Origin of the sequence: Zunongwangia endophytica, assembly GCF_030409505.1 — a bacterium.
GTDB lineage: Bacteria > Bacteroidota > Bacteroidia > Flavobacteriales > Flavobacteriaceae > Zunongwangia > Zunongwangia endophytica.
Genome location: NZ_JAUFPZ010000002.1, coordinates 3,931,665 through 3,946,201 on the forward strand (window position 1 = coordinate 3,931,665; position 14,537 = coordinate 3,946,201).

Below are 14,537 nucleotides of genomic sequence, written 5' to 3' on the forward strand. Positions count from 1 at the left end.
AATGAAGTTTGAATTTCTTAAAATATATACTTCAAGGCTTCAGGAGCAATTGGAATTCTATCGAGATGTACTAGGTTTTAGTAGTATAGAAATTTCTGAAGACAGTTTTCAATTACAGATGGGGTACACGAGAATGCTTTTTCAGCAAAAAAAAGATTCGAAACCTTATCATATCGCATTTCATATTCCGGCTCATCAGGAATTTTTAGCTTTAGAATGGCTTAAGAAACGAGTGAAGATTGAAAAAGATGAAGCGGAAGAAATTATAGATTTTAGCAATTGGAATGCAAAATCGGTTTATTTTAAAGATCCCGATAGTAATATTATGGAATGTATTTCGCGAAGACATTTGTTCTTAACTCATAACGATGAATTTAATGCCTCTTCTTTTATGGGTGTTGCAGAAATCGGCATGGCGGTACGTGATATAGAAGTGTATTATAAAAAATTACATCACGAATTTGAATTAAAAATTTTTGATGGAGGCCTAGATCCTTTTTGCGCCATTGGTGATGAAAACGGACTCATTATTTGTATTAATCGCGAACAAAAAGATTGGTTTCCTACACAAGATCCTGCTTACAAAGCAGATTTTGACATTACATTTAGACATAACGAGAAAACAGGATCGTTTTTATTTAAGAATGATCGTATTTATTTAGAAGATTAGCATAGAGATCACATGGATATCGAGAAGAAAATTATCGCACTTCGTGAAGAATTACAGCATCATAATTACCAGTATTACGTTTTGGATAATCCTGAAATTAGTGATTATGATTTTGATATGAAGCTGAAGGAACTTCAGGAACTGGAAGAGAAATATCCAGAATTTGAAGATCCTAATTCTCCAACCCAGCGTGTGGGAGGAGCGGTGACTAAAAATTTTAAGACCATTGTTCATGAATATCGCATGTATTCGCTTTCTAATTCGTATTCTAAAGAAGAACTGCAAGATTGGGAAACGCGTATTCGCAAGTTAGTAGATGGCGATATAAAATACACCTGCGAGTTGAAATACGATGGCGCTTCGATGAGTCTTACTTATGAAAATGGTGAACTAATAAAGGCGGTGACTAGAGGCGACGGCTTTCAGGGAGATGAGGTGACTAGCAATGTGAAAACCATACGATCGGTACCTTTAAAATTGCGTGGTGATTATCCAGAAAAATTTCATATTCGTGGGGAGATCGTTTTGCCTTTTGAAGGATTTGCGAAGTTAAATGCTGAACGTGTAGAAAACGGAGAAGAACCGTATGCGAATCCGCGTAATACTGCTTCAGGAAGCTTAAAATTGCAAGATAGTGCTGAGGTTTCGAAACGTCCTCTGGATTGTTTATTATATAATATTGCCGGCGAAAATCTTCCAATATCATCTCAATATGAAAGTCTAGAAAAAGCCCGTGATTGGGGATTTAAAGTTCCGGCAGAATCAGAACTTAAAAACAATATCGACGAGGTTTTAGAATATATTAATTACTGGGACATTCATCGCCACGATTTGCCTTACGAGACAGATGGTGTGGTGGTGAAAGTAAATGATTTTAGCCAGCAGGAAGAGTTGAGTTATACTGCAAAATCGCCACGTTGGGCAATGGCTTATAAATTTAAAGCGGAACAAGAGAATACCAAACTTCATAAAATTAAGTATCAGGTTGGGCGAACAGGAGCAATTACTCCGGTTGCCAATTTAGAGCCGGTACAACTGGCAGGAACTATTGTGAAAAGAGCTTCTTTACATAATGCCGATCAAATTGAAAAATTAGATATTAGAGAAGGCGATAAGGTTTTTGTTGAAAAAGGAGGAGAGATTATTCCGAAGATTGTGGGAGTCGATTTTAAACAACGAGATCCAAATTCTGAGCCTACAAAATATGCTACCCATTGTCCTGAATGTGGAACTGAATTGCAACGTAATGAAGGGGAAGCACAGCATTTTTGCCCGAATTACGTAGGATGCCCTCCTCAAATTATCGGCAGGATGGAGCATTTTGTATCTCGTAAAGCCATGGATATTGATGGTCTAGGAAAAGGAACTATCGAAATACTTTACTATAACAAGATTATAAATAATTATTCTGATTTCTATTTTCTTACGTACGACGATATAATCGGGCAGGAGCGTTGGTTAGATAACGAGGAAGCCGGTATTAAAAAAGATGGTGAACTTCAAGTAAAATTAGGACAAGCAATTTATGCGCTTAGCCAGGGTTGGGGGAGTATTACACGTGCCGATTCAGAAAAAATAGGGAGTGAAATTGTACAATTAGAGGAACTTTTTAGTTTAAATATTGCTGAAGTTGAAGGTGTTGACGAAAAGAAATTTAAGCGATTTCTGAATGACTTAAATTCAGCGATGCAACGTGTAGATATTTCTGCGTACACGTCGATGGAAGATTGTGTCTCGGTAAATTTAGTAATCGATCTAAAATTCCCAGATCATCAGGAAAATCAGCCGGCAAAAGAAGCGTTGAAAAATGCAGATTATATTGACGAATTACTTCGGAATGAAAGCTTTCAGCATTATCCGAAATTCGATAATTTTATAAGTAAAATTTCAGACCGAAGCCGAATAAGTATTCAGAAAAAAACAACTGAAAATATCCTGAATTCCGTTTCAGCATCTAAACAACGTACGTTCGATAAAGTGCTGTTCGCATTAGGAATTAGCGACGTAGGAGAAGTAAGTGCCCGAAAAATCGCTGAGCATTTTGGGAATATCGATAAATTGATGGCAGCAACCACTGAAGAACTAATCGAACTTCGTGATGTTGGAGAACGCGTTGCCACGAGCATTACCGAATTTTTTGCCGACCAAGAAAACCTAAAGATTGTAAACCGATTACGAGAAAAAGGCTTACAGTTTGAAATGGAAGCGAAAGAAACTTCCTCAGACAAGCTAGAGGGATTAAGTTTTGTGGTTTCTGGGACATTTTCTGTTTCTAGAAATGAGCTTAAAAAACAAATCGAAGAAAATGGCGGTAAAAATTTAAGCGCACTTTCTAAAAGCACCGATTATTTAATTGTGGGTGAAAAAATGGGTCCAAGTAAAAAAGCGAAGGCTGAAAAAGAAGGCATTAAAATGATTAGTGAAGAAGAATTCTTTAAAATGGTTGAATGATAGAAGACTTTGTAGCGTTTGATTTTGAAACCGCGAGTGGAAAAAATCCCTGCTCGTTGGGAATGGTAGAATACAAAAACGGTAAAAAATATGATGAATTTTACGAATTAATAAATCCTGAAGTTGCTTATTTTAATCCTTTTGCGGTACAAATTCATGGTATTACTTATGAGGATGTACAGCATGAAAAGAATTTTGAGCAATTATGGGAACAAATGATTCCTTTTATTGAAGGGAAAACTTTAGTAGCACACAATGCCAAATTCGATAATGCTGTATTGCTTTATTCGCTGCAACGTTATGGATTAGACTTACCAACTTATACAAGTTTCTGTACACTACAACGAGCCCGAAAGTTGGTGCAATTGCCGAGTTATAAGTTAAGTTCTTTAGCTAACTTTTTTGAAGTGCCCCAATTTCAGCATCACAATGCCCTTGAAGATGCTTTTGTTTGCGGTGAATTATTTTTAAAACTGAATAGGGTAGAAGAAGAGTTGAAATTGCAGCAGGAGCATGGTGTAGATTTTCCGTCAAGCTACCTAGATTGGATGGCCGAAAAGCAAGGCCAAAATATCCAAATTCGGCGGAAAGCTTTAGCTAGTTTTGGGCAATTATTTAGCGGATTCCGTTTTGTGATTTCCGGAAATTTCCAGAATTTCTCCAAAACTGAAATGCAGAACATTATTATCCAAAATGGCGGTCGTGTTACCAGTGCAGTTTCAGGAGTAACCAATTATTTAGTTTGTGGTGTAAATGCAGGACAAGCGAAATTGGCTAAAGCAAAATCTGCCGGGACTAAGATTATTTCTGAAGAAGACTTATTAAAAATCATGAAAATTAGCTGAAGTTTTTTAATTGTAGATTAGTTATTACTGGATCTACAAGATCAAAAATTTTAAGAGGTAAATATATTTAGGTTAATTCTTCGAATGGGTATTGTATGCTCTTTCTACTCTTTCTATATTTAGTAGCCCTATACAACCTACTTGTTTTATGGTATTATTTTTTTTGAAAATCTAAATACCACCACCCTATATGGAGTTAAAATATTCCGGAAGTCATTTAAAAACCAAACGTCTTGTTCATCGTGCTAATCAATTATTTGTAAGTCCTTTTTACAAAAATGAAATAAGAAATTATTTAGTGAAGCAGGGAAAAGGCGATTATTACGAATCTTTTAAAACGATACTCGAATACAACAAGGAAATTTCAGTTAAAACCTTCTTCAGTTTTTTATCTAAGAACAGAATGAAAGCAAGTTCAAACGTAGTATATGTAAATACTATGAAGATGAATGGAGCTCATCGTGATTTGCTAGCTTTACTTACAGAAAAAACATTCATGGCAATGGATTGCGATAGCGAAATATCTAAAAAATTAGACTTGAAAAGTAAAGTAAATAGAGATATCCTTTTCAAGGAAATAGGGAAGATTTCTAAAAGTTATATCTGATTTAGGAATCCTCTTGAGCTTCTTTAAAAGTATAAAAAAAAATGCCGGGTAACCACTCCCGGCATTTTCAATCTAACCTAACCAACTAACTAACCAATCTTATAATCCAACTAATTCATAATCTCTCAATAAATCTTATCGCTTTATTTTAGAATTATAGTAATATAAATATTATTAGATATTCTTTACCAATCATAAAGGTATTGTATCAGCCACACCATTCTATTCTTCATTTATCGTACCAGAGATTAAATCCCGGGCTGATTCCAAAACCTTTTTCAGAAGTCAATTTATTTATTTTTAGTAGGGCTTAAATAAATTATAATTGACTCTGAAAATTAAAACTCAAAAACAAAACTTATTTCAAAAAACTGGTAGAGAAATGATAAGCTTATCACTTAACTACACCTCAAATATACGTTAGGTTTAGAGCTGAACTTTTGGTTAATCGATGAAGAATTTTAAAGTGTAGACGGATGGTAAAAAAGTTTCGTTTATCTGATATTAAACTTTTAATTATAGAAGATTAAGCCGCTTCATTAATTCAGGTCTATTAGAACGGCTAACAGGAATTACGTCCTTTTCAATCAAAACGCTATTATCTTCGATATCGATAATTTTATCTACGTTTATGATAAAAGATCTGTGAATTTTTAAAAATAGATTTTCTGGTAATTTTTCTTCGATTTTCTTCATGGTAGAGTGTACCGTATAATTTTTACCAGATGTTTTTACTAAAATATAATCTCCCCTCGCTTCGATTAAATAGATACTTGGAATATCGATTTTTATTAATCGACGATCAATATTTACATAAAGATCATTTCCGGACTCTTTAGGATTGGCATCTACAGCTTCTGCAGGAATATTTGGAGCGGTAAAATTTAAGGCCTTTTTTACAGCCTTGTCAAAACGTTCCTGGGTAACCGGCTTCACCAAGTAATCTACGATGCATTCGTATTCGAAAGCTTCTATAGCAAAATTACGGTCTGAAGTTGATAATATTATTTTAGGAGGATTTTTTATAGTTTGGATAAAATCAAAACCATTAAAATCTGGCATGTGAATATCCAGGAAAATTAGATCCACCTCATTTTGGTTCAAATGCTTGATAGCCGCAATGGCATTAGAAAAATCGGCCTGAATTTCTAGATTTTGATTATTAGAACCTAATCTTTTTAAAATTATTCTCGCTGCTGCTTCATCATCTACAATAATACATTGCATAGTATATATTTTAGGCTTTCTTAATAAAAGTCATCATGGCTTCTAGAATCTCTTCGAATTTTAGATATAATTCTTCATCTAAAACTTCTTCACGAAGTCGATCTTCATGATCGATAGCGACCTGATAACTTTTTTCTAAGCCTAAAATACTAATTTTATGTTTAATCTTATGAACATCGTCTGCAGCACGATCGAAAATCTTGGTTTGAAGATGCTTCTTATAATTTTCGATTTCCTGAGGAAGTTCTAATCGAACTACATCCAGCAACTGTTCTTCAAAATCTTTATCGCCACCAGATAACTGGCTAATGTAAGAGTAGTTAGGTTTCTCTTCCATAATAATTTTGTTTAGGTAATGTAAAGTAGAATATGGTGCCTTTAGATAATTCACTCTCCAACCAGATTTTTCCGCCGTAAAAATCTATGATCTTTTTTACGATAGATAAACCAATTCCAGTTGAAGTGAAATCATTATCAATTTTTTCAAATATCTGAAAAATCTTGTTAAAATGATCCTTTTCAATGCCTTTTCCGTTGTCTTCTATGGAATATTTATAATAATTGCTATTTTCTTCAACTCCAATTTTAATTAATCCTTCAGGTTTATCAATGCTTTTCACGGCATTTTGGATCAAATTCTGGAAAAGTTGTTGCAATCGAAATTTATCCCCTTTTACTATAGGAAGTTCATTTAAAATTTCAATTTTGATGTTTGACGGACAATAAATTATTTGTTTTATTTCAGTGACAAGATGGTGAGTGTCTACTTCATAAATATCTAAATCTTCCTGATCTATTGTAGAATAATTTAGGATGCCCGTAATTAGTGCATCCATTTTCTCTACACTCTGTAATATGATGTTGAGGTTCTTTATTCCGTGCTTATCAATTTTGTCGGCATAATCTTGCTGCATCCAGGTAACCAGACTATTAATGCTTCTTAAAGGCGATTTTAGATCATGGGAAACCATATGCGCATAATCAGATAAGACCTGATTTTTTTTCTCTAATTTCTTTAATAGTTTCTCCTGATCTTTATTGATTTTAGCGATTTCTCTGGATTGTTCTTCGATATAAGTAGCAAGATTAGATACATTGATTTCCTCATCAGTTTGATCTTTTTCTGCTCTATTATTGATGTCTAAAGTTGCCATTACAGATTTTAGACGATCTAAGATTTCTTTCTGACTTTCAGCTTCTGATTTTAACTTTCGGTTGGCGCTAAATAATTCGTCTGAGCTGATCTTCATCGCCAGCTGGATCATGCTTAGCTGCTCATCATTTGTCTTATATGATTCTTCTACGGCATTAAAGAAATCTTCGAATCTTTCATCATCCATAAATTCTGAAGGGAAATATTTTCTTATCTGCCGTTTTAATAGAGAATTCATATTATTCGCTAATTAGGGTTAAAGTCATGGTTTGATTGTGAAGATTACACGCTGTGCTCGTAGAGAAAGGCGCAATTTCGCCGTAAGAATAGAACCCGGCAATATGGGCTTGTTTTCCTAGAATTTCAGAAACTTCTTCAATTTCTTCTTCAACGCGTTGATCCATTACAATCTTTCTACCAATACAACTTACTAATAATGCAAGTTGCGGATTTTTGGAACGATTTTTCATCGCATCTGCTGCTGCTTTTGCAGCTCCTTCAGCAATGCCATCTACTGTGGCCATCATTAGTTGTGCATGTGCACCTTCTGGAATGTCACCAGCCAGAATCATACTCTTGTTGTCTTTATCGATATTTAAAATCGTACGGACTAAGCTGAAATTATCGTCTTTCTCTTTTACATTTAAGGGATATAATAATGCCGCTTCGGGAAGTTTATTCGCTTTGCTACCTAAATATTTAGAGTAAAGATCTAACGCCGGTAAGTCGTCGAGCTCTATTAGAACATTGTCTCTGGACTTTGTAATTAGACGTTCTGGTCCAAATGGAATCCAACCGCCATAACTGGCGTAGCTAACTTCTAGTGTTTCACCATACAGCCCAATCATTACAATTTCCCCTTCTTTAGGATTTTGATTATAAGAGGCCATTGTTTTTTCAAATCTGGAGCCATCTCCACATAGTCCGCCAGTTAATATAATTTCTTGTTTTGTAAATTTTTCCACTCCTTTTATTAAAGCACTTCCGTTTACATAACTACCTTCAGAAATTATAAATAAATGTTTGAGATCTTTTTTACTGAACTGGCTTGCCAAGCTAAATCCAAGCGCTTCACCATTTTTATCGTAATCAAGTATATTTGCAGTTTTTACTTCAAAATGAGATTTTTCAAATTGAATAAGTGTTACTGCGATAGAATTATCGGTCACTTTTTCACCAAGAATTTCTCCCGCAGTTGTTCCAAAAATTAGATCTGGATACGGAAATTCTTTTCGAATATCTTCTATAACTTCAGGATCTTCCAGCAGTTTTCGCTCTCCAAAAATAAAAACCAGTGGATTTTTTAAATCATCTTTTGAAGATTCGCCCGTATATTTCCAAGCTGCGTTTCTGGTCTTTAGACCCTGAATTACTTTCATGATTGTTTTTTTAAACTGAAGAAGAATACAGTTCCCTGCCCAACTTCACTATCTAACCAAATATCGCCCTCGTATAGATCTACTACTTTTTTAACGATGCTTAGACCAACACCTGTAGATTTTTCGTGGGTACCTAAAGCATTAAAAATTTTGAAAATGCGTTGGTGATGTTCTTTTTCGATACCTATACCGTTATCTTTTATGCTGAATGTATAATGCGTAGTATTCTCAGTATAATCAATCTCCACAAAACCTTGTTCCTTATCGATATAATTTACTGCGTTACTTAAAAGGTTTTGAAACAGCTGCTGAATTCTTGTGCGATCACCTTCAATAACCGGAAGGGTTCTTAAAATACTTACATTGATATGATCTGGGATATAAATCATTTCAATAATCTCTGATACTAATTCTTGCAGATCAAGTTCCTGACTTTGGATATTGCCGTCTTCAATACTAGAATATCTAAGAATATTCTCGATAAGATGATCCATTTTTTCGACCTTCACTTGCATAAGATCCAGATTCATCAAACTCTCCTCTCCTAATTTTTCTCTGAAATCTTCTTTTGTCCAGCTCAAAAGGGCTGAAATATTTCGTAATGGTGATTTAAGATCGTGAGAAACAATATGGGCATATTCGTTTAAGTGTTCGTTTTGCTGCTCTAAATTTTTAAGAAGTTGTTCTTTCTGGGTTTCTAGCAGTTTCATTTCGGTAATGTCTAAATGAATTCCTATCGAACCTACCAGTTTACCATTAACGTCGAAGTTTGGTGCACCACTTACTAACCAATATTTTAATTTATTGTCTTTGGTTCTTACTCTAACTTCATAAGAATTTGACACTCCTTTTTTGCGAAATTTATCATTCTTGGTAAATTCAGCTGCAGATTCTGGAATTAGAAAAACATCAGAAGCTTTTTTACCTGCTAATTCCTCTTTGGTATAACCGCTCATATCGGTGAAACTTTGGTTAACCATAAGAATATTATCATTTAGGTCTACTTCCATAAGACCTAAATTCATATTAGCGATAATACTGCTATATTTTTCTTTTTGCGCCTTAAGGCTGTCTTTATAATTTTTCTGAATAGTTACATCGTCATAGCTCCAAAGATGACCTTTGTATTTTCCATCGTAGTAAATAGGAATATAGCTTCGTTCAAAAATTCGGCCATCTACAAGTTCTAATTCTTCAGCGATAACAGTCTTTTTCTCATGAAGAAGATTTTCGATCCTAGCAACAAAATGCTCTGGATCTTTAAAATAGACTTTATTTTCTTCAGCAGAATTCGAACAGTCTACACCTTTCAATAGATTAGGATCTGCATCGATACCGAAAATATTACAGAATTTTTTATTGGTCAAAAGAATTTTACGATTCTCATCTTCCAGTAATATTCCGGTTTGAAGATTAACGATTAAGGTTGAAAGTCTATTTTCAGATTCTTCAATTTTCTCTTTCGCTATTTTTTCTTTTGTGATGTCTTCTATAGTAGCTACTTGATGCCGGATTTTCCCATTTTCGTCTCGGATAGCAGCAACTCTGGTTTTGGCCCATAAGGTCTCACCATTCTTTTTAATATATCGTTTGTTGATGGTATAGAAATCGATTTTTCCTTCTACCATTTCTCTTAAATTTTGACCATGATCATCATCATCCGGATGAGTGACATCGGCAATGGTAAGGTTTCTAAACTCTTCGATAGAGTACCCAAACATATTAATGAGTGACTTATTAATCTTAATAAGGTCTTTGAAATTGTTATTGGTAAGAGAAATACCAATAGGGGAATTATCGAAAATTAGATCGAGTTGTTTATTTTGATCTTCAAGCTGCTTTTTGATAGCAATCTCTTCAGTAATATCTCTGGCAACACCTTGTGCAGCAACCGGTTTTCCATCACGGTCATAAATAATACTGGCGTTAATTTGCACAATCTTTTCAGATCCGCTTTTAGTGATTACCATTGCTTTGTAATCGTTATAGCTGCCAGTATGATATAATTGCTTAAAAGCTGCCGTTGTATAGTCTACATAGTCTGGATGTACCATGGTAAGAAGGTTTACAGCCTCCACCTCGTTATCGTATCCAAACATTTGCTTTGCGGCATGGTTCATTTTTAGGACATTGCCTTCAATATCCATGATTACATACGCGTCGATAATATTAACAAAAACCCCTTCTAGTTGCGAGGTTTTTTCATTCAGTAATTCTTTTAGGCGATTATTAGATTGTCGTAAAGCTTCAGAAAGATCATATAATTCGGTAGATTTCTCTTCCAAAATTTTCTCTGCAAGTTTTCTTGCTTTCTTTTCTCTTTCTAGTGCTCTTTCTAATACTTCAATTTTTTTGGTAGGCTCCATGTTTTTTAGTGATGAGGAATCTGACCTGCGTTCCGTCTTCTGCTAATTTTTCCATCTTAATTTCGGAATCACGGTCGTAGTGTTCAAAAGTTTTTTCCATTAGGGCTTTGGCGAACATATACATTGCTCTATCTGAAAAATACAAAATTTCAAGATGATCTTCTGTTTTTTTCTCAACTTTAAACGTAGGAAGCTCTGCTCCCGGATATAATTTACGAACCTGAACGTGAATATGATTTTCTATAGAAGATACCAATTCTATAGGATCTTTGTATAATGCAAATATGGCGGGGTGCAATGTGGTAAGCACTCTGAAGAAGTAAAGGCCGTAACTATATATAAGGTCATCAAGTGGGATTTCGACCTTTTTACTAAGATTCACTAAAAGGCTTTGCATTTCTACAAAATCATAAGTTCCTACTGAAGTATAAATACCTTCAGATTGAAGTTTAGACTCATTAATGATGTAATCTACAATTTCGATCCCGAAATTCTCTTCAACCATATCAAGAAACTCTGTAAATACAATACCTTTCATAGTTTTATCCTTTAATCAGTTCATTTTGGCTCCAGTAATCTAAGGCGCTACTCAATTTAGAAACATAATCTTCATAACGAAGTGGTTTTATCATATAACCTGCAATACCAATTTTATAGCACTCTAGTAAGTCTCTTCGGTTACTAGAGGTAGTTAAGATAATTGTTGGGATATATTTTAAAACATCATCGGCCTTTAAGATTTTTAAGAATTCTATTCCATTCATCTTAGGCATATTCAAATCCAAAAATATAATATCAGGTAACCGATCTTTTTGATTTAGGATTTGCAGCGCTTCTTCACCATTTTTCGCTTCAATGATATGGTGAGGTAAGGACAAGGACGAAATTGTTCTATTCAATTTCATCACTTCGATCATATCGTCTTCGATAAAAAGGATTGTTAGCTTGTTTTTCATTTTGTTTTGGTGTCTTATAAGAACAAATTTGCCATATTTTAAGGAAAGAAAATACAGTATTCGTCTAATTATATATTAGTGTCGTTAAGCGGTTGATTTGGATAGTTGAATGGAATGTAATACAAAAAGCCGCCGGAATTTGGGGGCATCCGACGGCTTTGAAGTACCTAATAAAAGGCAGAAAATTTAATATTTTTAATGCACCGCGCTAGTGTCTACTTTACCTTTTCCCTTTCTAATCATTAAAACGAAAGGGACGCATAAAAGAAACAAAATACCCAGGTATAGAAATATATCCATATAAGAAAGTACGGTAGCTTGTTTCATAATGCTTCCGTCCAGAACGCTATATGCTTTATTTAAAGATTCATTTATACTGAATCCCTTTTGAATAAAATTCTGTTGTAAAGCATGTATTCTTTGTTGCACCTGAAAGTTAATTTCGCTAATATTTGGAATTAAATCCACACGATGTTGTTGTGTTAATCTTGAAACAAATGTGGTTATAATTGCAATACCAAAAGATCCACCCAACTGGCGCATCATTCCTGTAAAAGCAGCACCATCGGCTATATCTTTTCCTTTAAGTGTGGATAAAGAAAGCGTCGTAATAGGAACAAATAATAAGCCTAAACCTACACCTCTAACTACAAGTGGCCAAAACATGTGTTCAGATCCTGTATCTGGAGTCATTAGTAAATACATCCATAAACTGTATAAGAAAAATACTCCAAAACCTGCGGCTGCTAGAATTTTCTGAGGAACGCCTCGCTCTAATAGTTTTCCAATAATTGGCATCATCAAACCGGTAGTAATCGAACTTGGAATGAGTAATAAGCCTGCGTCTGTAGCTGTCCAGCCCAAGATAGATTGTGTGTAGATAGGAATTATAAAAGTAGAGCCAAATAAGCCAAATCCTAATATAAATGTGAGTACTGTACCTATGCTGAGGTTAGTGTCTCGCAACACTCTAAGATTTACGATTGGGTGCTCATAAGTTAGCTCTCGCCAAATAAATAAAATTAGACCAAAAACAGCCATCACCGATAAGGTTACAATAGTTCCGTTTTGGAACCAGTCATCTTGCTGCCCATGTTCTAACACAAATTGAAGCGATCCAATAAATGTGGTCAATGATATTATCCCCCACCAATCAACCTGATTTGCTTTTAGTTTATCTCCATACTTAGGACTTTTTACAAATAATATCGTTAGGAAAGTTGCAATGATACCTAGTGGGATATTGATGTAAAAAATATAAGGCCAAGAAAAATGATCTACTAAATAACCACCTAATGGAGGTCCTAAGGTTGGTCCTACAATTACGCCCATTCCATAAATTGCCTGAGCCATTCCTCGCTTAGCAACGGGATAACTTTCAGTAATTATGGTTTGTGCCGTCACCAAAAGTGCACCACCACCCATACCTTGTATAAAACGGAAGGCTACGAGTTCCCAAATATTGGTCGCATTTCCACAAAGAAAAGAGGTGACCGTAAATATAATAATCGATGCCGCAAAATAGTTTCGACGGCCAAACTGTTTAGATAACCAGCTTGTCATTGGGATAATAATCACATTAGCGATAGCATAAGCTGTAATTACCCATGCAATATCTGTGAGTGTCGCCCCAAGACTACCACGCATATCGTTTAAAGCAACGTTTACAATGGTGGTATCAATGATTTCTAGAAGAGCACATAAAACTGCAGTAATGGTAATAATTACTCTTCTAAACCCATATTCAACCAGGCTGTCTTCGTCTTGTATTTGAGCTTGTGCTTCAGCCATAATTTATTTTAAATGTACATCTACCAAAACATTCATTCCTGAACGTAGACGTTGCATTTTTTCTTTGTCGTTTTGTTTAGAAAATTCAATTTTCACTGGTAATCTCTGTACCGTTTTTACAAAATTTCCGGTAGCATTATCTGGAGGTAGTAAAGAAAAACGTGCGCCAGTTGCCGGTGAAAAAGCAGTGATTTCTCCTTCAAATTCGTAATCTGGATAAGCATCTACTTCAATCCCTACTTTTTGCCCAATTCGCATCTTTTCGAGTTGCGTTTCTTTAAAGTTTGCAGTAACCCATTTATCTTTAGTGTTTACTAGGTAAAACAGAGATTGCCCAGGTTGAATGTACTGGCCGGGTTCGATATCTACGCTAGATAGTTGCCCATCTATTGGTGCAGTGATTATCGTATAGTCCATACTTAATTTTGCAGCATCTAATGCAGCTTCAGCACTTGCTACGTTTGCTTCAGCGACACTTACTTGATTTTCTGAAATTTCAGTTTGAGAAATAGCTGCATTGCGTTGGCTGGCAGAAGCTTTCTCCCGATTTTTCAGAATTTCCAATTGCTGTTCAGCTTCTTGCTTAGCAGCCGAGGCTTGTTCGTATTGCTGCTCGGTAATTGAATGATTTTTAAAAAGATTCTCATAACGTTTAAAATCCTGAGTTGCTCTCCACAATTTAATTTCCGCAGATTTAATACTTCCTCCGGCAGATTTAAATTGAGAAGTTGATGCTGCTGCATTCGATTGGTAAGACCCAATACTTGCTTTTGCAACGCCAACCTGACTTTTTGCTGCAGCCAGATTTGCTTTGGCCTGCTGTAATTTCACATTATAATCACGATTATCAACAACTAATAAAGTGTCGCCTTTTTTCACTTTTTGATTATCGCTTACATATACTTTTTCCACATAACCGCTAACATGTGGTATGATAGGATTCATGTTGGCTTCTACTTGCGCGTCATCGGTTTCTTCGTGCGATAACGAATGGATAAATTTGTAACCACCATATACAACTCCTACAAGGATTAACGCACCGATGATGATAATGAACTTTTTATTGGATTTTTTCTTTTCTTCCATTTTAGT

13 protein-coding genes are annotated in these 14,537 nt (G+C 35.0%); 4 read left to right on the forward strand and 9 right to left on the reverse strand.

Annotation, left to right across the window (positions count from 1 at the left end; all coding sequences use genetic code 11):
* Position 1 precedes the first annotated feature (1 nt).
* The 4 genes from QWY91_RS17285 (at position 2) to QWY91_RS17300 (ending at position 4,573) form a co-directional block, all read left to right on the forward strand.
* Entirely contained in the window at positions 2-670 is a 669-nt protein-coding gene (locus QWY91_RS17285) for a VOC family protein (protein ID WP_290236748.1), read from the forward strand.
* 12 nt (positions 671-682) lie between these two features.
* On the forward strand, positions 683-3,121 hold the full coding sequence (gene ligA, locus QWY91_RS17290; protein ID WP_290236749.1) for an NAD-dependent DNA ligase LigA: 2,439 nt from the start codon (positions 683-685) through the stop codon (positions 3,119-3,121).
* Positions 3,118-3,966, forward strand: coding sequence for an exonuclease domain-containing protein (locus QWY91_RS17295; protein ID WP_290236750.1), 849 nt, complete (start codon positions 3,118-3,120; stop codon positions 3,964-3,966). Before ligA ends, QWY91_RS17295 begins: the two co-directional genes overlap by 4 nt.
* Positions 3,967-4,156: 190 nt before the next feature.
* Complete coding sequence (locus QWY91_RS17300; protein WP_290236751.1) at positions 4,157-4,573, forward strand: hypothetical protein; 417 nt, start codon at positions 4,157-4,159, stop codon at positions 4,571-4,573.
* Positions 4,574-5,089: 516 nt separating this feature from the next.
* On the opposite strand, the gene QWY91_RS17305 is transcribed toward QWY91_RS17300, so the two are convergent.
* The 9 genes from QWY91_RS17305 to QWY91_RS17345 form a co-directional block, all read right to left on the reverse strand.
* On the reverse strand, positions 5,090-5,800 hold the full coding sequence (locus QWY91_RS17305; RefSeq protein ID WP_290236752.1) for a LytR/AlgR family response regulator transcription factor: 711 nt from the start codon (positions 5,798-5,800) through the stop codon (positions 5,090-5,092).
* 10 nt (positions 5,801-5,810) lie between these two features.
* Positions 5,811-6,137: an Hpt domain-containing protein gene (locus QWY91_RS17310; protein WP_290236753.1), complete on the reverse strand. Its 327-nt coding sequence runs from the start codon at positions 6,135-6,137 to the stop codon at positions 5,811-5,813.
* Positions 6,121-7,191 carry a sensor histidine kinase gene (locus tag QWY91_RS17315; RefSeq protein ID WP_290236754.1) on the reverse strand — a complete coding sequence of 357 codons (1,071 nt, stop codon included), beginning with the start codon at positions 7,189-7,191 and terminating at the stop codon, positions 6,121-6,123. Before QWY91_RS17315 ends, QWY91_RS17310 begins: the two co-directional genes overlap by 17 nt.
* Position 7,192: 1 nt before the next feature.
* Positions 7,193-8,332 (reverse strand): FIST signal transduction protein, encoded by a 1,140-nt coding sequence (locus QWY91_RS17320; RefSeq protein ID WP_290236755.1) that lies wholly within the window; start codon positions 8,330-8,332, stop codon positions 7,193-7,195.
* Complete coding sequence (locus tag QWY91_RS17325; protein ID WP_290236756.1) at positions 8,329-10,698, reverse strand: PAS domain S-box protein; 2,370 nt, start codon at positions 10,696-10,698, stop codon at positions 8,329-8,331. The genes QWY91_RS17320 and QWY91_RS17325 overlap by 4 nt, the downstream gene beginning before the upstream one ends.
* Positions 10,676-11,236, reverse strand: a complete 561-nt coding sequence (locus QWY91_RS17330) for a heme NO-binding domain-containing protein (protein WP_290236757.1) — start codon at positions 11,234-11,236, stop codon at positions 10,676-10,678. The genes QWY91_RS17325 and QWY91_RS17330 overlap by 23 nt, the downstream gene beginning before the upstream one ends.
* Before the next feature lie 4 nt (positions 11,237-11,240).
* A complete protein-coding gene (locus QWY91_RS17335) occupies positions 11,241-11,654 on the reverse strand; it encodes a response regulator (RefSeq protein ID WP_290236758.1) in 414 nt (137 codons plus the stop codon).
* Between the two features lie 195 nt (positions 11,655-11,849).
* On the reverse strand, positions 11,850-13,445 hold the full coding sequence (locus QWY91_RS17340; protein WP_290236759.1) for an MDR family MFS transporter: 1,596 nt from the start codon (positions 13,443-13,445) through the stop codon (positions 11,850-11,852).
* A 3-nt stretch (positions 13,446-13,448) separates the two neighbouring features.
* Entirely contained in the window at positions 13,449-14,531 is a 1,083-nt protein-coding gene (locus QWY91_RS17345) for an HlyD family secretion protein (protein ID WP_290236760.1), read from the reverse strand.
* Positions 14,532-14,537 lie beyond the last annotated feature (6 nt).